This is a genomic window from Sphingosinicella sp. (assembly GCF_041916975.1).
Taxonomy (GTDB): domain Bacteria; phylum Pseudomonadota; class Alphaproteobacteria; order Sphingomonadales; family Sphingomonadaceae; genus Sphingosinicella.
This window is the reverse complement of the sequence record NZ_JAYRYK010000001.1, coordinates 3,245,408-3,267,830: the sequence shown is the minus strand read 5'-3', so window position 1 is coordinate 3,267,830 and position 22,423 is coordinate 3,245,408. Positions and strand designations below refer to the sequence as shown.

16 protein-coding genes are annotated in these 22,423 nt (G+C 61.2%); 7 read left to right on the top strand and 9 right to left on the bottom strand.

From position 1 onward, the window contains the following. Positions 1 to 21: 21 nt before the first annotated feature. From ACE3TJ_RS15495 to phnX, 4 genes are read right to left on the bottom strand one after another with little or no spacing between them, the layout of a single operon-like run. On the bottom strand, positions 22 to 1,650 hold the full coding sequence (locus ACE3TJ_RS15495; protein WP_374597707.1) for an alkaline phosphatase: 1,629 nt from the start codon (positions 1,648 to 1,650) through the stop codon (positions 22 to 24). After that, complete coding sequence (locus ACE3TJ_RS15490) at positions 1,647 to 3,131, bottom strand: MFS transporter (protein ID WP_374597705.1); 1,485 nt, start codon at positions 3,129 to 3,131, stop codon at positions 1,647 to 1,649. The genes ACE3TJ_RS15495 and ACE3TJ_RS15490 overlap by 4 nt, the downstream gene beginning before the upstream one ends. Next, positions 3,128 to 4,261 (bottom strand): iron-containing alcohol dehydrogenase PsrA, encoded by a 1,134-nt coding sequence (psrA, locus tag ACE3TJ_RS15485; protein WP_374597703.1) that lies wholly within the window; start codon positions 4,259 to 4,261, stop codon positions 3,128 to 3,130. Before psrA ends, ACE3TJ_RS15490 begins: the two co-directional genes overlap by 4 nt. Next, positions 4,258 to 5,085 (bottom strand): phosphonoacetaldehyde hydrolase, encoded by an 828-nt coding sequence (phnX, locus tag ACE3TJ_RS15480; RefSeq protein ID WP_374597701.1) that lies wholly within the window; start codon positions 5,083 to 5,085, stop codon positions 4,258 to 4,260. Before phnX ends, psrA begins: the two co-directional genes overlap by 4 nt. A 129-nt stretch (positions 5,086 to 5,214) precedes the next feature. On the opposite strand from phnX, the gene ACE3TJ_RS15475 reads away from it, so the two are divergent. Next, complete coding sequence (locus ACE3TJ_RS15475; protein ID WP_374597699.1) at positions 5,215 to 6,081, top strand: LysR substrate-binding domain-containing protein; 867 nt, start codon at positions 5,215 to 5,217, stop codon at positions 6,079 to 6,081. 16 nt (positions 6,082 to 6,097) lie between these two features. On the opposite strand, the gene ACE3TJ_RS15470 is transcribed toward ACE3TJ_RS15475, so the two are convergent. The 3 genes from ACE3TJ_RS15470 to ACE3TJ_RS15460 all read right to left on the bottom strand — a co-directional run bounded on the left by ACE3TJ_RS15470 (position 6,098) and on the right by ACE3TJ_RS15460 (position 9,866). Further along, positions 6,098 to 7,483: a peptide MFS transporter gene (locus tag ACE3TJ_RS15470; RefSeq protein ID WP_374597697.1), complete on the bottom strand. Its 1,386-nt coding sequence runs from the start codon at positions 7,481 to 7,483 to the stop codon at positions 6,098 to 6,100. A 25-nt stretch (positions 7,484 to 7,508) separates the two neighbouring features. After that, positions 7,509 to 8,825, bottom strand: a complete 1,317-nt coding sequence (locus ACE3TJ_RS15465) for a spinster family MFS transporter (protein ID WP_374597695.1) — start codon at positions 8,823 to 8,825, stop codon at positions 7,509 to 7,511. A 117-nt stretch (positions 8,826 to 8,942) separates the two neighbouring features. Next, a complete protein-coding gene (locus ACE3TJ_RS15460) occupies positions 8,943 to 9,866 on the bottom strand; it encodes a LysR substrate-binding domain-containing protein (protein WP_374597693.1) in 924 nt (307 codons plus the stop codon). 151 nt (positions 9,867 to 10,017) lie between these two features. Between ACE3TJ_RS15460 and ACE3TJ_RS15455 the strand changes: the two genes are divergently transcribed. The 6 genes from ACE3TJ_RS15455 (at position 10,018) to ACE3TJ_RS15430 (ending at position 19,390) form a co-directional block, all read left to right on the top strand. Then, the gene (locus ACE3TJ_RS15455; protein ID WP_374597691.1) at positions 10,018 to 11,067 is read left to right on the top strand and encodes a DUF1611 domain-containing protein; all 1,050 of its coding nucleotides are present in this window, start codon (positions 10,018 to 10,020) and stop codon (positions 11,065 to 11,067) included. A 201-nt stretch (positions 11,068 to 11,268) separates the two neighbouring features. Beyond that, a complete protein-coding gene (locus ACE3TJ_RS15450) occupies positions 11,269 to 14,007 on the top strand; it encodes a TonB-dependent receptor domain-containing protein (RefSeq protein ID WP_374597689.1) in 2,739 nt (912 codons plus the stop codon). Positions 14,008 to 14,068: 61 nt separating this feature from the next. Next, positions 14,069 to 16,489, top strand: a complete 2,421-nt coding sequence (locus ACE3TJ_RS15445) for a DPP IV N-terminal domain-containing protein (RefSeq protein ID WP_374597687.1) — start codon at positions 14,069 to 14,071, stop codon at positions 16,487 to 16,489. A 22-nt stretch (positions 16,490 to 16,511) separates the two neighbouring features. Then, positions 16,512 to 17,624: a dipeptidase gene (locus tag ACE3TJ_RS15440; protein ID WP_374597685.1), complete on the top strand. Its 1,113-nt coding sequence runs from the start codon at positions 16,512 to 16,514 to the stop codon at positions 17,622 to 17,624. A gap of 118 nt (positions 17,625 to 17,742) precedes the next feature. After that, complete coding sequence (locus tag ACE3TJ_RS15435; RefSeq protein WP_374597683.1) at positions 17,743 to 18,351, top strand: RNA polymerase sigma factor; 609 nt, start codon at positions 17,743 to 17,745, stop codon at positions 18,349 to 18,351. After that, a complete protein-coding gene (locus ACE3TJ_RS15430; protein WP_374597681.1) occupies positions 18,344 to 19,390 on the top strand; it encodes a FecR domain-containing protein in 1,047 nt (348 codons plus the stop codon). The genes ACE3TJ_RS15435 and ACE3TJ_RS15430 overlap by 8 nt, the downstream gene beginning before the upstream one ends. A gap of 700 nt (positions 19,391 to 20,090) precedes the next feature. On the opposite strand, the gene ACE3TJ_RS15425 is transcribed toward ACE3TJ_RS15430, so the two are convergent. Both ACE3TJ_RS15425 and ACE3TJ_RS15420 read right to left on the bottom strand, forming a co-directional pair. Further along, a complete protein-coding gene (locus tag ACE3TJ_RS15425; RefSeq protein WP_374597679.1) occupies positions 20,091 to 21,230 on the bottom strand; it encodes a CaiB/BaiF CoA transferase family protein in 1,140 nt (379 codons plus the stop codon). 30 nt (positions 21,231 to 21,260) lie between these two features. After that, positions 21,261 to 22,400: a serine hydrolase domain-containing protein gene (locus tag ACE3TJ_RS15420; RefSeq protein WP_374597677.1), complete on the bottom strand. Its 1,140-nt coding sequence runs from the start codon at positions 22,398 to 22,400 to the stop codon at positions 21,261 to 21,263. Positions 22,401 to 22,423: the final 23 nt, after the last annotated feature.

The window sequence follows — 22,423 nt, the reverse complement described above, 5'->3', positions numbered from 1 at the left end:
TGGTTTGGGATGAAAAGTCGATCAGGCGGCCGAGAGGCGATGGCTGCGCAGATCTGAAACAAGCCTGTGCGCACCGGTAACCGTGGCTGATTTTTCGAGGCGCGACGGCAGGAACAGCCAGTCACAGGAAAGACCTGTCGGCGTGAAATCGATCACCATGTAGCCACGGCGGCTCGTATCGCACCACTTGAGGTTGGGATTAATGTCGCAGTAATCGCGCGCGATGGCATCTGCATTTCCGGTGAAGCGGCGTTCCAACCCAAACGACGACACCGACTGGACGCACAATTCGACACCCGCGGGTTTTCCGTCCAGCATCAGATCGCTCGCCCAGGCGTTGTGGCTGTCGCCGCTCAGCGTCACGAGACTGGCACCCGCGGCCGTGGCGGCCTGCAGGACGCGCGTCCGTTCGGCGGGGTAGCCGTTCCATCGATCCATGCCGATCGGCAGGCCGGCACGGTGCATACGGTTGGTAAGCTCCAGCTCTGCGCTCTCCTTCGCATCGGGAACGAAATCGGATGCAAACCAAGACGACGTGATCGAGGGCATCACGAGCGGCGCCATGATGACCTGCTGAGCAAGCACCTGCCATTTGGTGCCCGCCGAAACGGAGGCCTTCATGCCATCCGCAAGCCAACCAAGCTGTGTCGGCCCCAGCAGCTGACGGTTCGAATCCGCCAGCGGTCCATTCACGAAATCGGCGATGGCCTGTTCGGCGTTTCCGGCCCGCGCCAAAAACGTCTGCGGGTCGAACTGTCGGTCGCGTGCGAGGAGGCGCGTTTCCAGCCGGTACATCGTTGCAAGGTCGCCGAGCTGATAGGCAGCATAGTCACTGCCCGCCGGCAGCCATTCGCGAAATGCCCTTACGCCCGCCGCCGCGCGCAGCGCCCAGAATCCCTCTGTATCGCTGTGGTTCTCAGCCCCGCCGGTCCAGGAATTGTTCGCGGTTTCGTGATCGTCCCACATCACCACCCACGGGTGCAGCCGATGAAGCTCCTGAAGCGCGGGATCGTTGCGATAACTCGCATAGCGCAGGCGATAATCGGCAAGCGTCTCGATCTCGCCGAGCGGCTGCACGTCGCGCACACGCGCAAGCTCGGCAAGCGCGTCGGAGCGTGTCGTCGGCGACTCGTAGATATAGTCACCCAGATGCACGATGAGATCGATGTCGTCGCGTGCCGCGGCATGGCTGTAAGCCGTGAACCAGCCCGACGTGATGTTGGAGCAGGACATGACGGCAATGCGGAAGCGGTCGAGCGAACCGGACGGCAATGTTTTGGTCCGTCCGGTCGGCGAAACCTCGCCGCCGGGCGCGGTGAAGCGGTAGTAATAATGGCGCCCGGGCCGCAGCCCCGTCGGCCGGATGTGCGCGCAGTAATCGTTTTCCGGCCCGGCCACCGCCTCGCCTGCGGCAACGACCGCGCGGAAACGATCATCTTCCGCGATCTCCACCTTGAGACGTGCCTCTCCGGCATCGGGCCGGACGTAGCGTGTCCAGAGCGTGACACCGTCCGCCGAGGGCTCGCCACTGGCGACGCTGTGCGTGAACCCGCGTGTCGGGGAGGCCCATGCTGCGCGCGGCAACGCTGCAATACCGGCGCCGAGAAAGGCCGCTTCGATCAGCGAACGGCGATTGATGGAAATATTCATGGCTTCACCTCGCTCCATGAGGAATGTGGATTTGCAGCAGGGCGGGAAATGCCCGCGTGAGTCGTGACAGGATCGGGCGTGCCGGTCAGGCTTCCCGCCTCCAGCGAAAGCCCCCGCGTCTCGCGCCCCCTCACCCACCAGAACGCGGCAGCGATCGGACCGGGTGCAGTAAGAAGCAGCAGAACAAGCAGTGCGGCGGAAGGATGGTGATAGGCGGCGAAGGCGCCCGTCAGCAGCGGCGGGGCGAGCACCGCGCCGAGCCGCCCGAGCGCGACTGACGCGCCGAGCCCGGTCGCGCGGATGTGCGTCGGCAGGATTTCCGCCGAGATGACGTAGGCAGAGATATAAGCCCAGGTGACGCCGAACTGGACGAGGCAATAGCCTGCGACCATCGCGGGAAGGCTATCCGCCGCATAAAGGAACACCGCCGCGGCCATCGTGAAGGAATAGCTCGCGAGCAGCGACGCGCGGCGTCCCCACACATCGACGAGCAGCGCTGCCGTCAGCCCGCCGAGGAGCGCTGTCGCATTGCCGGCCGCGTAATAGAGCGGCAGATCGATCGCCGGCACCTGCATGTACGGCAGGGTCACAAGGCTCATCAGGCTGATGACGCCGTAGACGACCGCTGCCTGCGAGAAATTGAGCGCACTCGCCAGCAGCAGCCGCCCGCCGTACGGGTTGATCAGCGTGCGGACGGTGCGTGCGATGGTGATGGGCATCACGGTTACGGCGACGGGCGGCCAGCGTCGCGCGGCGGCCTCTTTGTCTTCGGGCCGCGCGAAGGACGCGATCCGATCGACAATGGCTTCGGCTTCCGCAATTCGTCCCTGCTGGATCAACCAGCGCGGCGATTCCGGTATCACCTTGCGAATCCAGAAGAAGGCGATCGCCATCGTCGTGCCGAGACCGAAGCCGACGCGCCACGCGATATCCGCCGGGAGCGTCTGCAATACGGCATAGGCGACACCCGCCGATGCGAGCGCACCGAGCGGAAAGCCGGAAAGGATCAGCGAATCCGTTTTACCCCGGTGTTTCCGGGGAATGAATTCACCCATCGCAGCCGTGACCGCCGCGTATTCTCCACCGACAGCAAGAGCCGTCAGCGCACGGAACACGAGGAACGATTCGAAGTTCCAAGAAAACACGGTGAGAACGCTGAACAATGCGTACCAGAGCAGCGTTGCCAGAAAGAGCCACTTGCGACCGAAGCGATCGGCGAGATAGCCGAAAAGCAGTGCCCCCACCATCATGCCGCCGACCCAGGTGCTCACCACCCAGCCGCCCTGCTCCGCGCTCAGATGCCAGTGATCCTTGAGGATGCCGAGAACGCTGCCGATGATGTTGGTTTCGAAGGAATCGAGCGCCCAGCCGACGCCGAGCGCCAGCGTGAGGGTGGTGTGGAAGCGCGACCACGGCATCTGGTCGAGCCGTTCCAGCGCATCGCTCGCTATCACGGCTTTGTCCGGGGCTTCGTGCTTCATGAGTGCGCCTGTCTTTTCCCGGTGCGCGGCAAGGCTGCGAAGAAATCCGGGAAGGCCTCCGGCGTGCCGATGAAATTGCGCCCGCGCGCGCCATCGAAAGCCTGCGCCACGATATGCTTCCACGCGTCGGCATCGACGCCGTAGGCGGAGGGGTGCACGGCAATTCCGACACTGGTCAGGAATGCTTCGAGCTTCGCTGGCGCGTCTGAAGGCGCGCAGCCGAAAATCGTCTCGATCGCCGCATCGCAATCCGCCGACACGCCGAGCGCCGCGTGCATGACGGCAGGCAGGCAGAACGAGCAGGCGATGCCGTGGGGAACGCCGTAATCAATCGTCAGCGCATAGGACAGGCTGTGGGCGAGCGCGGTGCGGGTTCGCGAAAAGGCAAACCCCGCCAGCAATGCGCCGCGCGCGAGCTCCGTGCGTTCGTGAAGGCTTGCCGGATCGGCGAGCACGCACGGCAAGGCATCGAGAATGATCCGCGCGCTCTCAACGGCGAGTCCACGCGAACACACGTCCGCATTGCGATTCCATAGGCTTTCGAGCGCATGGGAAAACGCGTCCAGACCGCTCGCACATGTCTGCTGTCTCGAAAGACCGGTCATCAGAAGCGGATCGAGGATCGCGGCTTCCGGATAAAGTTCCGGCCGTTCGAGCGAGAGTTTACGGCCGTTGGCCGTATCCCAGAGCGTGGCCCAGCAGGTGACCTCGCTGCCGGTTCCCGCCGTCGTGGGAATCGCGATGATCGGAAGCACGCGCCGAGGCGGCACCGGCTTGCCCGCGACGGCGTCCAACAGGACATCGTAATCGCCATGTCCGAAGGCGAAAGCCTTGGCCGCATCGATCACCGAGCCGCCACCCAGCGCAATGCAAAGCTCGATCGGCGCTTCGATGCTTCGTGCCGATTCGCAAAGCGTGCGCAGCATATCGAGCGAGGGGTTCGGCACAACGCGATCGAACAGCAATGCCGGCGCACCCGCATCGCGAACGACCCGCGCCGCGAGGCCGGCAAAGGGCGGATCGGCATAGGTGAGCAGCGCATAACGCCGCCCACCTGCCAGTTCGCCGATCCGGTCCAGCATCCCGGCACCGAACAGGACGCGGACGGGATTTTCGGGGTCGGCGTTCATGGCCGCTTCCCCATCGCCAACCTGCCGTTGATGATATCAATCGTCGTCCCGAGATCCGCGACCGTATCGATCACGAAATGCGCGCCGGCATCGCGCATCCGTTCCCGGATCGGGCCCAGCCGCGGCTCGCGTTCGCGCACCGGCATCGCCTGCCACACGCCAAGCGGCAAGCCGAGTTCGTTGCCGCTGGCCGCGACGCCCACGCTCCACATTCCCGCAGACCGCCCAGCCGCGATTCCGGCCAGCGTATCATCGACAACCACACAGCTGGCCGGCTCCGCAACGCCAAGCCGTTCAGCGGCGAGACGGCACATGTCCGGCGCCGGGCGTCCGTGTTCCACGTCGCTGGCGGTGACTGAACTCGCAAAGCGGATGCCCTGCGCTGCAACGATGGGCGCAATCCGGTCGATGATCGCGCGCGGATATCCGGTGGTTCCGCCAATCAGAATGCCCAGCTCGCCCAAGGCTTCGATGGTCATCTGCACGCCGGGGACCAGATCGCAATAGTCTGTTGCAACTGCCTCGTCCGCCGCGAGGAAAGCGGCGTAGAGCCGATCGATGTCCGCAGACACCGGCTCGGCGCCGTTCTGTTCGATCCACAGGGCGTGAACCTCGGGATCGGAAAGGATGCGGAGGATATGATCGCGCTTCGCGCTGCCCATCGGCGCCCTGATCTGCGCATCGGTGAGGGCGATTCCACATGCCTCGAAAGCCTGCCGGAATGCACACAGCGGCGCCATGCACCCGAAATCGATGATGGTCCCCGCCCAATCGAAAAGCACAGCACGCACGGGAAGCGAGGAATGGATGGCAGGAACCGACAAGTCCGAAACTTTCTCAGGCGAGGAGCGAATGTGCCTGCGGACTAGACGGCCATTGTGACAGCCAATGCATCGAAAGAAATGATACTACTTCGTCATATAACTGAAAATATCTATGGGTATTCGCCGCTTATGAACCTATCCCAGCTTCGGAGCTTCATCGCTGTCGCGCGTCACGGCGGCTTCACGGCGGCAGCGCGTGCACTGTCGCTCAGTCAAGCGACGGTGACTTCGCAGATTCAGGCGCTGGAGCGTGGGTTCGGCGTCGAACTCTTCCACCGGCGCGGTCACCGCACCCTGCTTTCGGACGTGGGCGAGGCGCTGCTGCCGATCGCGCGGCAGATCAAGGCCCTGGAGGCGGAGGCCGAGCTTCTGCTGCGCGACAACGGCGCGCTGCGCACGGGCGCCCTGCGTATCGGCGCGGTCGGGCCTTTTCACGTCACCGAGATGATCGCCGCCTACAATACGCGCTATTCAGGCATCCGAATTTCGGTAACGCTCGGCAATTCCGAGGCGGTGCTGAAGAGCCTCGGCGACTATCAATGCGACGTTGCGATCCTCGCCAGCTTTTCGGAGGACGAGCGCTATGCGAGCATGGCATTCAAATCGCATCCGGTGATCCTGTTCGTTGCCGCGAATCACCCGCTGGCCGGCCGAAAGGAAATCGCTCTGAGCGCGCTCCACGGCCAGACGATGATCATGCGGGAGCTGGGTTCGACGACCCGCAAGGCACTCGAAACCGCGATGCACAGCGAGCACGTTCGCCCGCGCGTCGCCATGGAGATCGGCAGCCGCGAGGCGATCCGGGAAGCCGTTGGGCGTGGGCTCGGCATCGGCGCGGTTTCGCAAGCCGAATATATCGAAGGCCCGCACCTTCGCGCCATCCGGATCAAAGGGGATCCGGTGATGACAAGCACCCATGTCTACTGGCTGAAAGAGCGCGGCGAAAGCCGGCTGGTCCGATCCTTTCTCGACGTCGTCCAGACGCTGGCAGCTTGACGCCCGCGGGCCGGGTTCAAGGATGAGGCTGCGCCAGCAGTTTCTCAATCGGACGCATCGCGAGCAGCATGATCAGGAATGCTCCGAAGGCGAGCGCTGCGTGGAGTGCGAAGAAGCTGGCGTGGCTCAGTGTCTCCCATAATCCGGCGAGCGTGCCGACGAGGAGATTGGCAACGAAGATGGACAGGAAAAGAATGCCCATCATCGTCGAATTGACCTGCGCCGGCGCCGCGCGCGAATAGAGCGCCAACTGTGTCGGCCAAAAGAATATGAACCCAAGGGCGTTCAGCGCGTATAACGCGACCGGCCAGAGCGCGCTGACGGTCTCGCCCTTGTCTACCCACCCAGCGGGAACGACCATCATCAGATTGGCGGCGGCAATGATCAGATAGCCGAATGTGATCTTGCTGAGATCATGCGGTTCGCGACCCCGCTTTGCCTGCCACTGCCAAAGGACAATCAACAGCGGCACCGCAATGATGCAGAAGAGGCCGTCGAGCGCGTTGAACGATGTTGCCGGAACGGTCCAGCCGAACAGCCCGCGGTCCACCGACGCTTCAATGAACAACAGACCAGCATTCATTTCCTGAAAATAGGCAGCGAAGGGCAAGACCCCGACCAGGCTCACAAACAGCAGCGCGGCAATGATCCGCCAATCCCGTGCTGTCAGTGCCGCGGGTGCGCCCATACCCCGCTGCCGTTTGCGGTCGGGAGGGAGATGCTTCCAGCCCGCACCGTAGATAACAAGCGCGATCAGCATCAGCGCCCCGGCTGCGCCGAAGCCGACGTGCCAACCATAGATCTGCGCGAGAATGCCGCACACCAGCGGCCCCAGCAGTGCGCCGGTGTTGATCGCCGCATAGAAGATCGCAAAGGCACGGGTCCGCCGCCCCTCGTCACCCGGCGCGTAAAGCTGCCCGACTTGCGCCGAGATGTTCCCCTTGAGACAGCCCGTTCCCAGGATCAGCAGCGACAGGGCGATCAGGAAGCTCGCATCAAAGACCATCAGGACATGACCCGCGACCATGAGCAGAGCGCCCAGCACCACCGTGCGCCGCTGCCCCAGCAGGTGGTCCGCCAGCATTCCGCCGAACACCGGCGTGAAATACACGAGCCCCGAATAGAGACTGAACACCTGGCTCGCGAAGGCTTGGTTCGAAAGCGGTCCGGTGAGCGTCTCGATCCCCGCCCGAAGGCTGCCGAACGCGAGCACGCTGCCTGCGATCTCCGGCGTCAGCAGTCGCTGGATGAGGTAGAGCAGCAGCAAGCTCGACATGCCGTAGAAGGACAGGCGCTCCCACGCCTCGGTGAACGCGAGATAGGCTAGGCCCTTGGGGTGGCCGAGGAAGCTCTGCTCTTCACCCTGTGCGGTGGGAGCGGATACGGATGATGCTGTTGCCACGATATTGCTTTCCGCCCGAATGCGATCAGGCGCTCCCTGCCCTCGCAAGATCCGATCTCAGCGAACCCACTGCAGCATAGAAATGCCATGCCGCCCAGATGCCTGTCAGCCCGAAGCCGGCCAGGGCATAGCGCAGCGATTGGGCGGGATCGGCGATCCGGCTGGCGAGGATGTCCGACACGAAACCGATCAGCTGCGGCGCGATCGCAAGGTTCGCAATGTTTGCCGTGAACAGCAGAACGGCGACCGTGAACCCGCGCACATCAGGGCGTGTCAGATTCTGGATGAGCGCGAGGCTCGGCCCGATCATCACATTGATGAAGGGCACGAAAAGCCACAGCAGCGCGATGGCCGTCGCGCGATCCGAAACCACGTGGGCGGCAACACCGGGAATCGTGATGAGCAGTGTCAAGCCCGCAAGGAAATAGCACTGCCATTTCGGGTCCATGCGCGCCATGCGGAACATCAGGAACATTGCGGCGATCATCGCCGCCGCACCCGCCGCGCCGCTCATCAGCCCGACCTGGAGCCCGGCCTCGCCGACACTGAAGCCATGTGATCTTCCAAGGAAGGCCGGTGTCCACCACACGAGACCGCCGCCAGCGAACGTCGCAACGGTGCCGCCAGCAATTACATGTATCAGCGCGCGCTGTGAGCGGATGAAATCCAGCGATTCCCGGAAGCCCGGCTTTTGCGCAGTGGCGCTGACGCCGGGATCGCAGGCGCCACGACGCGGTTCGCGAATCGTAAGGAGCATGAGGAGCGCCGGGAGGCTGGCGAAGGCAAAGATGATGAGGCAGGTTCGCCAGCCAAACTGTTCGGTCAGCAGCCCGCCGCCGATGCCGCCGATCGCGGACCCGAGCGAGACGCCGAGCGCGTAGATCGACATCGCGATGACACGTTCGGACGGCAGGAAATAATCGGCGATGATGGAATGCGAGGGCGGCGTGCCGCCGGCCTCGCCGACGCCGACACCGATACGTGCGATGAGCAATTGCCAGAAATTCTGCGCGAGCCCGCAGAAGGCCGTGAAGATTGACCAGATTGCGAGTGCCCAGCCGATCATCTTCTTGCGGTTGACGCGGTCTGCCAGGATGCCGAGAGGCAACCCGGCGGTCGTATAGAACAAGGCAAGCGCAACGCCGGTAAGGAAACCGACGGCGCTATCCGACAACGCGAACTCCGCCTTGATCGGTTCGATCAATGTCGAAAGGACAAAGCGGTCTGCGATGTTGAGCGCATAGACCAGCGTCATCACCGCCAGAACCCAATAGCGCTGAACGAGGCTGGCGCCTGAGGGATGGGAGATTGCAGGGGTATGCCCCGAGGCGCTGACGTCCATTCTTTGTCCCCCTGCCGTGAGCCGCGCAGAAAGGGCGATGGGCGTCCTCATGTCAATACATAACTGTACTGTATGTGAATTTAGACAAGGCAGTAAACTGCATATACTCGACCGCTTTCAGAAAGGCGATTGGGCGAGGAAACGCTTCACCTCGGACCTGAGCCAGTTTCCGACAATCTCGATAGCCGGCGTTTCCGAATACGCGCTGGGGAAAGCAAGCCAGTAGGATGCGGGGCTTTTCACTTTCAGGGCGAAGGGCGCGACAAGGGCGCCTGCTTTCAGCAAGTCGCCGACCAATGCGGTTCGGCCCATGGCGACCCCTTGATCGTTGAGCGCCGCCTGGATTGCCATGTCGGCAAGACTGAAGAAGCGGCCTTGCGACGCCGGGATTTGCAGGACGCCCACCTCCTGAAGCCACACCTGCCATTCCGCATCGTTCGCGCTCCCGCTCCAGGCATGTGCGTCGTGCAGGAGCGTGCACATAGCCAGGCCGCCGGGCGTATTGAGAGGATGGCCTTGCAGATAGGCCGGCGTGCAAACCGGGGTGATGTATTCGTCAAACAGCCTTTCCGAATGCAGGCCAGTGAGCGGATGCACGGCCTGTTCGATCGTGATATCGAAATCGCGCTCGGACAAATCGATATCGCCGTACTCGCCGATCATGAAGAGCTTGCTGCCGGGGTGTTGCGCATAAAAATCGCCGACGCGCGGCATCAACCAGCGCAGCGCAAACGATGGATTCACGCGGACACGGATTTCCGTTCTCGTGTCGCCAACACTGATGGCGCGCGCTTCGTCTTCGATTTCCGCGAGCGCTTTCCGCACTGTGGCCGCGAAGCGTTCGCCTGCCTCCGTAAGCGCGATACGCCGGGGCAAACGGAGAAAGAGTTTCTGCCCCAGCGCCTCTTCAAGATGCTTGATCTGCTGACTGACGGCGCCGTCGGTTACGTGGAGCTCTGCCGCCGCTTTCCGGAAGCTCAGCTTGCGTGCGGCAGCTTCGAAGAAGCGAAGCGAGGCAAGCGTCTGTGAATTCAGGAACATGGTTTAGCAGCGCTCGCCCTCGCGTTAGGACTACTGGTTTGTCTTGCCTGCAGCGACGAGTCAAACCCACGGTCCCATCACAACGCACTGGTTCGGTGCCGGCTCTTCGCCGCGCCTGCACACAGGCAAAAAATGGATTTTTACAGGGACTATGCTGACGATCAAGAAACCGTTTCTCCTCGTCATCGGCGACATGACGAACCCCCGCAACGCGAAGACCGCCTTCGGCTTGCGGGATTGGGCGCGCGCCGATTGCCTGGGCCAGCTCACGTTCGCAGAGGACGCGGTCGACCTCGGCCTACCTTCGATGACGGCGCAGCAGGCAGCGGCTGAAGGCGTGAAAACCGCCGTGATCGGCATTGCGCCGCAAGGCGGTGTTCTTCCCGCGCACTGGGTGCCGGTCTTGCAGGATGTGCTTCGGGCGGGCCTCGATATCGCATCCGGCCTTCACAGCCGTTTGAAGGATATTCCGGAAATCGCGGATTTGGCCGCAACGCTCGGGCGCACGCTCCACGATGTGCGCCACAACACGCTCGCCTTGCCCGTGGGCAACGGCAAGCCGCGTAGAGGGCTGCGTTTGCTGACGGTCGGCACGGACTGCGCGCTCGGGAAGAAATATACCGCGATGGCGATCGCGAAGGAAATGAAGGCGCGCGGACTGAAGGCCGATTTCCGCGCGACGGGACAAACCGGCATTCTCATCGCCGGAGGCGGAATCGCGATTGATGCCGTGGTTGGCGACTTTATTTCGGGTACCGCAGAGATGCTGTCCCCCGAAAACGAACCGGATCACTGGGATGTCATCGAGGGACAGGGCGCGATCCTGCATCCCGCCTATGCGCCGGTCACGCTCGGGCTGCTCTACGGTTCGCAGCCCGATGCGCTTGTTCTATGTGACGATCCGCTGCGGGATAGGCTGAACGATTTTCCCCACGTCCGATGCCCGACGCTTCAGGAGGCCATGGAGGCCTACCTTCCGCTTGCGCGCGCCGCCAACCCTGCCGCGCGCTTCGTCGGCATATCCCTGAACACGTCTGCAATGTCGGAAAGCGAAGCGTTCGAAATGATCATTCGCACGGCGGAAGAGACAGGTCTTGCCTGCTTCGACCCGATACGGACCGGCGTGAAAGCCGTCGTAGACGTATTGGCGGATTTTACGGCCACTCACGCGGTAGAGAGTAAAATGCTGAAAATACAATGATATATGTTGAAACCTATGCGCCGGCCAAGAAGCGGGTTATGCCGGGCTGGAGCCGTGCGCGGCTTGCAAGGAATTTGAAGTGCGACGTTTCTTTGAAGAAAATTTTACGGGTTTTCCCGCCTCGCCAGTCTTCGTCTACAGGGCTGGTGTGAAGATCCGATACGCGCCGTTATGCCCGGCCAGAAATGGGAGAGGTTGAGTTTGCGTTGGCAACTCACGCTTGGCGGCGCTTTTGCCGCCTCCGTGGTCGTTGCCGCGAATGCTCAGGCTTTGCCGGCGGGCTCCTACGATCTTCGTATCGAAGAGGAGACTCTCGGGGAGGCGCTGTCGTCGTTGGTAAATCTTACCGGCGCACAGCTTCTCTACCCTCCAGATCTGGCCGATGTCCCGGACGCTCCGCGCGTTCGTGGACGGCACACGGTCGATGAAGCGCTCGCAATTTTGCTTCAGCGCACAGGATATTCCGCCCGCCTCACCAAGAAAGGGGTGATCGTCATCACCCCGAAACCAACAGGTGAAGGCAGGGAGATGAAAGTGGCAGGCAGGGGATTGAAAGCGTCGCTCTTCGCGGGAATTTCGACGTTCATATTCGGTGCAAACGGGGCAGCGGCACAGGATGTCGCCGTGCAAAACAACGACCGCGAGGAGATCGTCGTAACGGCGCGCTTCCGCCAGGAATCCATTCAGAACATCGGCGGCAGCGTCGCGGCGCTCGATGGCCGGGAGCTTCGCCGTTCCGGCATCGTGGACTTTGAAGACCTCTCGAACCGGGTTGCCGGCGTAGAGCTTCTGGATCGCGGCCCGAACACGAATGAAATCAACATTCGCGGCGTAACGAACAGCACCCAGGTTTCGGGCAATCAGCTGCAGCCGCTCGTTTCCATCCTCGTGGACGATATTCCGGTTGCATCGGCATCCGCTTCGCAGCGCGACTTCAACTTCTTCGATTTTGACCGGGTGGAGGTCCTCCGCGGCCCGCAGCCGACCTATTTCGGCGAAGGCGCAATGGGCGGCGCGATCCGCTATTTCTCTGCCGACCCGGACCTCGACAGCGGCAAGGTGATCGAGGGCATGTGGAGCAATGGCCTCAGCGCCACGAACCACGGCGGCTTCAACTATCGCGTGGACAATGCGACGAGCTTCGTTCTGGTACCGGGCAAGCTCGGTGTGCGCCTGGTCGGCTTCTATCGCAAGGACGACGGCTACATCGACAACATCGGCCTCGGCAAGAAGGACATGAATGATTTCGAGTCCTACGGAGGGCGCGCCATCGTTCTTTTCAAGCCGACGGAGGATCTGAGCATCCGTCTCGCGGCGCATTTCGGACGCGACGATATCGGCGAACTCAACTTCATCGAACCGACGACGATCGGCAATTCCGTTGGAACCGAAGACCTGATCGCGCCGTCGCTCAGCCTCATCGACGGCCTCGGCCAAGATGATTTCGAACTCTACAGCGGCAAGGTTTCCTGGAACGGCGGGCCGATCACGATCGAATCGATCACCGGCCTCTACAAGCGCAAGCGCCAGGCCGAGACTTTCAGCTCGGCGTACACATATGGCTTCGAAGGCTTCTTCAACGCCTTCCCGCCCTTCGATACGGCAAGCAATCTGCTGTCGTCCGACCTCACGGCGATTGCGCAGACGCGCGGCAAGGAAAAGAGCGTTTCGCAGGAATTCCGTTTCGTTTCGGACTTCGAATCGCCGCTGAACTTCGTTGCGGGCGCCTTCTATCAGGACACCGAAGCAACCGACACGGCGCTCGTCGCCGGCCCCGGATACGCGAACATCACGGACAGCGGAACGACGGAGATCGAGCGGAGCACCACGCGCGTCGATACGCGCCAGTTCTCGGCCTTTGCGGAATTCAATTATGAAGTCAGCGACCGTTTCCGCATTTTCGCCGGTGCGCGCTACGTCAACGAAAAGGTTACGTCCACGCTCGTCGAATCGTATGTGATCGGCATTTTCTCGCCGATCTTCACCGATCCGGACGACATTTTTGCGCCGATCTATTTCCCGGTGCCGAATGATGTGGAAGCGCTGACGGCGCCGGGCGGCCCCGGTGTCAGCTTCGATTTCAAGCTCAACACGTTCCTGCCACGTGCCGGCTTCGAATATGATATGTCCGACGATGCGATGCTTTACGGCACGATCGCACGCGGTGTCCGCAACGGCGGCCTGAACAGCCCATTTTCGGCGATGGGCTTCGGCCCGGTCGGCTCGCCGGAATTCGAAGATGCCCTGACCTATGGCTCCGATGATATCGTGACGGGCGAAATCGGTCTCAAGTCGCGGTGGATGGATGGCGACCTCACCTTCAATGTCGCCGGCTTCTATTCCGATTTCGATACGCCGCAGATCGGCATCAGCAATCCGGGCGCGCTTACGGCGAACGGGCCGCAGCTGCGAATCTACGGCCTTGAGATCGAAAGCCTTTACAAGGTGAATCCGAACGTTTCGCTGTTCTTCAGCGGCAACTATACGGAAGCGGAATACACCAAGGGCATGACGGTCTTTTCGATCGCCGGCGCCCCTGCCGACTTCCAGGATCTCGCCAAGGGCAACCGCCCGCCGAACGTGCCCAAGGTTTCGTTCTCGACCGGCGCGGATTTCAATTACCCGCTCGGCGTGGGCGATATCGAGCTGACCGGACAGGTCGCGTTCCAGTATATCGGCGAGCGCGAAACCTTCCCGCAGAACTTCCCCTCGGGAAGACTCGGAAGCATGGAGATGCTGAACCTTCGCGTGGGTCTTGAAACGGAACGTTGGTCGCTGACCGCGTACATGAACAACGTTTTCAACGACCTGGAGCTGCAGGCGACCACCATCCCGACGAGCGCGGCAACATTGGTTGACGGCGTGCTCGATGGCAATCTGTCGTCGGCCTTCATCAACAGGCCGCGGACGACCGGACTGACGTTCACCGTTCGCTACTGATACTGCACAGGGGACGGCGGCGCTCACGCGGGCGCCGCCGCTCTTGCTTGGGAAGAGTGCTATGCTGAAGGCGTATGTGCGGCGGGTGTTGATCGGGGCGCTGGTCCTGCTGTCCAACTCCTGCGGAAGCATCAACCAGCTCGGAGTTGGTGAGGCGACGCCGGGCCTGACGCGCGCTGATTTCGAGCGTGCAGCACGCTTTTATCCCGATGCCGTTCGCGGCCTCGTGCTCAATGCCGCGCCGGTTCCAAACTGGATCGGGGAAACCGATCAATTCTGGTATCGCCGCGACCTGAGCGGCGGATTTCACTTCGAAACCGTGAACACCGCGACCGGAGAAGCCGCACCCTCGTTCAACCATGAAGAGATCGCGCGGATGCTTTCGCTCGAGCTCGGCAAGACGATTTCGGCACAGAAACTCCCTTTCACGTCATTCCGCTATTCGGATGGCCTGAAACGGATCGTCTTCGCCGCAGGCGAAAAGACATTCGAGTGCAGCCGCGATGCCAGTTTTTGCAACATGAAGGTGGAAACACCACCCGATCCAGCCGCCGCTCTCTCACCGGACGGCGCGCACGCGGTTTTCGTACGCGATCACAACCTGTGGGTGCGGGAAACCTCTGGCGGTAGAGAACGATCGCTGACGACCGACGGGACAGCGGAGTTTCCTTACCAGTACACCGCCTTTCGAACGACCTATATCGAGGAACGCCGCGGTACGGAACCGCCCACCTACCCCGGTGCAACCTGGTCTCCTGACGGGCGCTATATTCTTGCAGTTCGCACGGACTACCGAGGTGTAAAGTCTGCGCCTTATGTCGTCGAATATCTCCCGCCGGATTCGCCGCGGCCCATTGCGCACCAGATTGCGATGCCGACGGCCGCGGATGCCCCCAAGGCACCTTACACGCTTTCGCTCATCGACCGGAAAAGCGGCCGCGTTGTCGAGGTCGATGGCGGCGCTTTCGGCTTCAATGACTACGCACCGTACTGGGCGATCGTTGGGGAGCCCGGTTGGGATATGGAGAGCGGCGAACTCTATCTTGTGACATCGACGCGCGATTCGCGTGCTCTCGGCCTCGTTGCCGTCGATCTGGAAACCGGCAAGGCACGGACCGTTCTTGAAGAACGCGACGATCAGTTCCTCAATCTCAACCCCTTCGACTATCACGTGCCGAACGTGCGCCTGCTGGCAAATCGCGATGAAATTCTATGGTGGTCAGAGCGTAGTGGTTGGGGGCATCTCTATCGCTACGATGCAAGGACGGGCGCTCTCAAGAACGCCGTGACCAAGGGCGACTGGGCGGTCTTCGATATTGTGCGCATCGATGAAGCCGCCGGCGTCGTCTACTTCACGGGCGGTGGAAAAGAACAAGGCCGCAATCCCTATTATCGTCATCTCTATCGCGTCAATCTCGATGGAAGCGGGCTGAAACTGCTGACTCCCGAAAATGCTGACCATGCCTATACGAACTTCCCGGAACGCGGCCTCAACGGTCATTACGACACGCCGATGCGCCGCTTTTCACCCAGCGGCCGCTATTTCGTCGACACCTTCTCGACAGTTTCGGAACCGCCGCGCACTGTCGTGCGTGCGGCAGACGGCGCGCGCATTTTCGATCTTGTCGATGCGGACGCAAGCGCGTTGCTTGCGACCGGGTGGTCGCCGCCGGAGCGGCTGGTCGCGAAAAGTGCCGACGGAGCATATGACATTCATGGCGTTCTCCTGAAGCCCACGAATTTCGACAAGGCCAGGCGCTATCCCGTGATCGAACAGATCTACGCGGGCCCACAAGTATCGTTTGCGCCGCAGAGTTTCACGGATGCGCTTGGCGCGCGTGGCGCCTACATGCAGTCGCTTGCGGAACTCGGTTTCATCATCGTCATTCAGGACGGGCGCGGCACACCGCGACGATCGAGAGCCTTTCATATGGCCCCGATGAAAGACGAAGATTCGTTTGCCCTTGCCGATCATGTCGCCGGAATCAAATCGGCTGCCCAAACGCGGCCTTACATGGCTCTGGAGCGCGTCGGCATCACCGGTATTTCGTTCGGCGGCTACGCCTCGGCACGCGCTATTCTGCTGTTCCCGGATTTTTACAAGGCCGCCGTCTCGATCGCGGGCCCGCACGATTATCGGACCATGATCTCGTCGATCTCGGTAGAGCGTTTCTTCGGCGTTCCGGGGGATGGCGAGGATGATGTTTACGCCCGCGTCGGCAATCTGCATCTGGCGAAGCGGCTGGAAGGCAAGCTGATGCTGATCGCAGGCGAAATCGATCAGAACGTGCCGTTCAATCAAACGGTTGCGTTTTCGAATGCGCTGATCGAGGCCGGCAAGGAGTTCGACTTCGTGCTCGTGCCGAACGCGGCCCATGACGTGGGATATCATCCTTACGCCGCACGGCGGCTCGCAAGCTTCTTCGTTCGGCATTTGCAGGAACAGGAGCCACCCGTGCCTTTTGCACAGGCGGTGAACTAGGTTTGAACAGGGAGGCTTTCTGATGGGATCCGAAATGAACCGCCGCGGGCTGATGAAACTCACCGGGGGAAGCCTTCTTGCCGCCGCGACAAGTACGGCTGCAAGCCGTGCCGTGGCCGACGAGCCTTCCGCAGTTGGTCCGATCGTCGTGGATGGATGCAGCCCGGCTGCGCCGACCACCGAATACCTTGAACTGCTCCGAAAAGGCGGCGTCGATTGCTGGAACGTCAGCATGTTGCCCACGCTCCTCCAGATGTCGCAACTGCTCGAGTTCGCGGCGCGGAACGCCGCGCAGGTGGAGATCGCCAAATCAGCCGCCGATATCAGGCGCATCAAGCGCGAGGGCAGGATTTCCCTTACCATCGGTTGGCAGGAAGCCGATCTATTCGTCATGAAGGGTGAAAGCGACTGGTGGTCGAAACCGCCGAAGACGACGATGCGGCTTTTCTACGATCTCGGCCTTCGTGTTTGCGGTCTCATCTACAATCTGACCAACGCCTTCGCCGGCGGCTGCCTCGATCCGCATGTCGGCCTCACCAAGGCCGGCCGAGCCATTGTCTCACAGATGCAGTCGCTCGGCATTCTGGTGGATGTCGGCGGTCATACAGGCGAGCGCTCCAGCCTCGACATCATTGCGATGGCGGAGCGGCCGGTTGTGTGTACGCATTCGAACATCGCCGCGCTCAACGCCAATCCGCGCAACACATCGGACCGGGTTATTGAAGGCATCGCGAAGACCGGTGGCCTTTTCGGTGTCAGCGCGATCGATCCCTTCATGAGCTGGAGCCGCGATGATGTCGGCAAGCGCAAGGAGCCGCAGCACCGCGCAGACATCAAGCGTTATGTAGACGAACTCGACTATCTGAAGAGGCTCGTCGGCGTAGACCACATCGGCATTGGCGGCGATTTCACGACCGGCGCGACGTCTTCCATAAATCCGGAGGAGTCCTTCGCATTTCCGCCGGAAATGACCTATCTTCAGGACCCGATCCAATATGCGCAGGGCTTCGAAGACATTTCAAAGCTGCCGACCGTCCGCTCCGAGATGGAGCGGCGTGGCTGGAGCAGGCCCGACATCGACAAGGTCATGGGCGAGAACTGGATGCGCGTTTACGAAGCGAGCATGGGGGCTTAGATACCCGAATGGCGGCAGGCAGAGAAAACCGAGGCAGCGTGATGGATTCTGGCCTGCCCTGCCGCTACGTGCTAGCATCCGCATCGCCGTGCGCCCTCGGCCGTTTCGGAAAGTACCGATGTCGAGTTTGCTGAACACCTTTATCGAGTGCGAGGTGACGCTTCGGCGCGTCGTCTCCCGCTATCGCCGTCGGGGAGACGACGTGGACGATCTGGTGCAAGAGGTCTTCCTGCGCACCTTCGTTGCCAGCGAGAAGCAAGACATCGGAAACCTCAAGGCCTTCCTCATCCGCGTTGCCAAAAACCTGGCGATCAGCGAGGCAACGAAGAAGGAAAACAGCGCGACGGAATTTTTCGAGGATTCAAAAGGCTCCGAAGCCCTCGTCGACGAGCGCCATGGCACTGTCGAGGACCAGGTCGACGGGCGCCTCAAACTGTTCATCCTGTCTCAGGCTATTGCCAGCCTGAAACCGGAACTGCGGCAAGCGCTTTGGATGTGCAAGGTCGATAAACTGAAGTTCAAGCAGATTGCGGCGAAATTGGACGTTTCGGTCAGCACGGTTGAAAAGCGCGTGGCTGCGGCATTGATCGCGTGCAACGCCTATCTGCGCAATCAAGGCTATGACCCGGCGGAATTCAGCGGAGGCGCCCTGCGCAAAGCAAGCACGGGTGCGATCCTGAAAATGACGACTGCGGGAACCGAAATGGCGCGCAAAGCCAATGACTGACGCAGGGAACATCTATCTTCTTCCCGATCCGAAGAAGAGCGAGGCGGAAGCTGCCGAGTGGGCTGCGCGCCTTGAAGGCGGCGAAATGACGCCGGCAGACCACGCGGCGTTCGCCCGGTGGCGCGGCGAAAGCGAACAAAATCACGATGCTTTCGAACGTTTTGCCGGGCTCTGGGATGGTCTTGACAGGCTGGAAGGCCTGAACGCCTATGCCTCGACGGAAGACGCGCCCGTAAAGCCGTCGTTCCTGCGCCGCGTGGCGGTGGCGCTGCCGGCACTGGCTGCGGTCCTGCTCGCTGTTGTGGCCATTGGCGCGCTCCTCAATCGCGATGTTCTCGAGACCCGCCCTCCCCGCTTTGTTGCGGCGTATCAGACGAGTGTCGGCGGGCAGGAAATTGTCACCTTGCCGGACGGTTCGAAGCTGACCCTGAACACGGACAGCCGCATCGCCACAGAATTCACGGAAAAGGAGCGGCGCGTAAAGCTCCTGCGCGGGGAAGCGTTTTTCGAAGTCGCGCACGACACATCGAGGCCGTTCTCCGTCTATGCTGGAAGCGGCATCGTGAGAGCAGTGGGAACGGCTTTCTCTGTGCGCCTCAACAAGGCCAATAAGCTCGACGTCATGGTCTCTGAAGGGCGCGTGGCCCTCTCCGCAGCGAAACCGCGCGCCGGAACGCAAAGCGCCAGCTCACCGGCCCGCACGGTCATGGAACTGACAGCAGGCCAGAGCGCAGTCTTTTCGGCCGAACACGTCGAAATCCTGGAGCATGTGACACCTACCGAGATCGATCGAAAGCTGTCGTGGCGCGTCGGAATGCTCGCCTTCGCTGGGGAGCCGCTCTCGGATGTTGTAGATGAGGTCGGCCGCTATTCGGACGTCGACATCGAAGTTCGCGGCGATGAACTTCGCGCCATGCCCATAGCGGGTTACTTCAAGGCTGGCGAAGTCGAAGGCTTCGTGGAGGCACTGCACATCATGACGGGTGTGGAAGTGACGGAGGTCGCGCCGGGCCACCTGGTATTGTCCGCATCGAAGTGATGTTTATCGTTAAATAGCTGGAGACCTCCGAACGAGCGTGGACGACTTGATCCGTCAAGCGTTTGATTTCGGCAAACAATCGACAATCTCGATCGATTTCTGCGAACCCCTTAAGGAGGGGTTCGTGGCGGAGCGGGAGGAAGGTTACTTGGGGAATTTATATCTGTAAATACAATGGTTTCATTTCTATTAGACTACAAACGCCCCCGATCATGCCCCATCATTATTTCGTTGATTGAAACGGAGAGAGTGGCCGTTTTTTCTGCGGCGTTTACAATACCTGAGCAACCACAAGCGTCCTTCTCCAGTCGCTAAACGGATAGATATAGAGCGGATTAGCAGTCCGGTTCGACGCGATGCCGCGAAAAGGCGAAAGTTTCCGCCCCATCGTTGATGATTATCTCCGGCCCCTCAGCCGCCGGGGCAGGCACGTGATCGGGGTGGTCGCTCGGCAAAGCTGGCGTTCCTTGCTTTAGGAGATTCCGCGCCAAGAGTCGATAATTGCAGGCTTCCGACTGTCGGAATTTTTGCGGCTGTCCTTCAGATAGCGCCGGAGGAAAGCGAGGCCGAGCGTCAGAACGCCGCCAAACCAGATCACCCAGCCTTATCGACAAGCCGCCGATACAGAACACATCCATCGCTGCGCGGAACGCCAGATCGTTCCGGTGTCCAGGCCTTCGGCATCATTACTGGCACGCCTCTATACGCCGAAAGGCCCCAATCCGAACTCTTGAAGAACAGCTGAAGTGTGCGCGCCCTTTTCGGGCACTGACGAAATGTGCATATCCACCTGCCCGGGAGCGAGGAGGCACGGCAACATTCCGACCGGCGTTTCGAGCTGCCGCCATCGGCCTCTGGCTTTCAGTTGCCGATGTTCCCACAAATCCGTCATCGTGTTGATAGGCGCATAGGCAATTCGCGCCTCCGCGAGCCGACGTTCAACCTCTTCAAGAGAAAGGCTGCCGACAGTGCCAGAGATAATCGCTTTCAACGCGGCACGGTTCATCACCCGTAGGGAATTAGTTTTGAATCGAGGATCCTTTTCAAGTGCCGCCTGACGCAGGACCTTCGTGCAAAGCGCCGCCCATTCCCAATCGTTCTGCACAGCGAGCACGATCTCACCGTCGGCCACGGCAAACCGGCCATACGGAAAGATCGTGGCATGGTCGGCACCTGACCGCGCCGGTGGGGAAGCGCCATCGAGGGCGTAGTAAAGCGGAAAGCTCATCCACTCTGCCATGGCTTCCAGCATCGATATGTCGACCCGTCGCCCCCGCCCCGTCTTCTGACGCTCCAGAAGCGCGCTCAGAATATTGCTGTAAGCATACATTCCCGCTGCGATATCGGCTATGGATATTCCAGCCTTGCAGGGCTCGGACCCGGTTCCCGTCAACGAGAGGAAACCGGATTCAGCCTGGATCAACAGATCATAGGCCTTGCGCTGCTCATCAGGTCCACCCTCGCCATAGCCAGAGATATCACACACGATAAGCCCCGGATTCCTCGCCGCAAGCGTGCCATGGTCAAGGCCAAGGCGGCTTGTTACGCCAGGAGCGAGATTCTGAACAAAGACATCGGCCCGGCACAGCAATCCGCGTAGCGCCTGCAGGTCGCCCGCGATCTTCAGATCCAGTGTCACGCTTTCCTTGGAACGATTGACCCATACGAAGTGCGATGACATTCCCCGTGCCCGTTCGTCATATCCTCGCGCGAAATCGCCGCCACCCGGCCGTTCGATCTTGATGATACGCGCGCCAAGATCCGCGAGCTGCCGCGTGCAGAAGGGTGCGGCGATCGCCTGTTCCAGACTGACCACAAGGACGTTCTCAAGCGGACGCACCAGCTTCTCCTCAGACCCGCTTTCCGCCGGTCATTTGAGCGCCCGCGCCACTGCGGCAAAAAAAGCATCGTCGTTCAATTCGAAACGCAAGCGATAGTTGGGCTTCGAACGCGCGCTTAGCAGGACGATGACAAGGCGCTCACGAGGGTTGAGATGAATATACTGACCGTAAATCCCTTCGGCCTGGAACGTTCCTTCGAGTTCGGGATCCTGAAGCTCCGGCATCCACCACATGTAGCCATAGGGGATCAATCTCTCCCCGATACGGAACGGCGATCCCGCCTCCTTGAACCATCCCTCGGGCACGACCCGCTCGCCCGCGATCACGCCGTCATCAAGGACGAACTGGCCAAAACGCGCATAATCCCGAAGCGTGGCGCCCATGCCGCTGCCGGAAACAACCATTCCGCCGGGACTATCAAGCCACCAGGTGGCATCCTGCTCCATGCCGAGACGGGACCAGATCTTTTCGGAAAGATACTCTGTCAGCGGACGGCCCGTTGCCTTCTCAAGAACGGCCGCGACAAGGTACGATTCGCCCGTGTTGTAAGCCCACGACCCTCCGGGCGGTGCGCACCGGGACAGGCCGGCCATGTGCTCCACGACGGCTCTCGGCTTGAATTCAAGCTGACGAGCGAGAAGTTTACGCCGCTCGGACCCGGGATCGACATACTCCTCGCTCCACTGAACGCCGGTACACATGCGCAGCAGCTGGCGCAGCGACACCTCGGCGTACGGCCCGCCGATCTCGATAAAGTCGGTGAGCGGCGCGTCGAGGTCGCGGATAGCCCCGTCGTACATCGCGGCGCCGACAAGCGTTGATGCAATCGACTTTGCCACCGAGCAGGATGCCCAATGCATATCCGCATCAAGCCCGAGCTCGTATTGTTCGAAAGCGACCTGACCGTCCTTCAGGATCAGCAGGCCTGCGACGCGGTTTACCGAAAGAAAGTCCGCCATATCGAACGTACGCCCATCGTGTTCGACCGCGATCGCAGGAAATGGCTGCGGCGAATAGGACAGCATCTTTGGCGCGCCTGAACCGCGCGACACGATTCCATAGGGAAACACGCGACTGTTTCGAAGGAGCGCATGCACGACTTCGCCCGGCATGAGCGTTCCGCCGAACAGCTTCAACAGCTCAGCCTTGTCATCCAGATCAATGCTCACACCAGAACTCCACGTTTCACACG

Excerpts from the sequence above, each read along its gene's own strand:
- ACE3TJ_RS15495 (WP_374597707.1), bottom strand. The coding sequence starts at position 1,650 with ATGAATATTTCCATCAATCGCCGTTCGCTGATCGAAGCGGCCTTTCTC.
- ACE3TJ_RS15490 (WP_374597705.1), bottom strand. The coding sequence starts at position 3,131 with ATGAAGCACGAAGCCCCGGACAAAGCCGTGATAGCGAGCGATGCGCTG.
- psrA (WP_374597703.1), bottom strand. The coding sequence starts at position 4,261 with ATGAACGCCGACCCCGAAAATCCCGTCCGCGTCCTGTTCGGTGCCGGG.
- ACE3TJ_RS15475 (WP_374597699.1), top strand. The coding sequence starts at position 5,215 with ATGAACCTATCCCAGCTTCGGAGCTTCATCGCTGTCGCGCGTCACGGC.
- ACE3TJ_RS15465 (WP_374597695.1), bottom strand. The coding sequence starts at position 8,825 with ATGGACGTCAGCGCCTCGGGGCATACCCCTGCAATCTCCCATCCCTCA.
- ACE3TJ_RS15460 (WP_374597693.1), bottom strand. The coding sequence starts at position 9,866 with ATGTTCCTGAATTCACAGACGCTTGCCTCGCTTCGCTTCTTCGAAGCT.
- ACE3TJ_RS15455 (WP_374597691.1), top strand. The coding sequence starts at position 10,018 with ATGCTGACGATCAAGAAACCGTTTCTCCTCGTCATCGGCGACATGACG.
- ACE3TJ_RS15445 (WP_374597687.1), top strand. The coding sequence starts at position 14,069 with ATGCTGAAGGCGTATGTGCGGCGGGTGTTGATCGGGGCGCTGGTCCTG.
- ACE3TJ_RS15440 (WP_374597685.1), top strand. The coding sequence starts at position 16,512 with ATGGGATCCGAAATGAACCGCCGCGGGCTGATGAAACTCACCGGGGGA.
- ACE3TJ_RS15435 (WP_374597683.1), top strand. The coding sequence starts at position 17,743 with ATGTCGAGTTTGCTGAACACCTTTATCGAGTGCGAGGTGACGCTTCGG.
- ACE3TJ_RS15430 (WP_374597681.1), top strand. The coding sequence starts at position 18,344 with ATGACTGACGCAGGGAACATCTATCTTCTTCCCGATCCGAAGAAGAGC.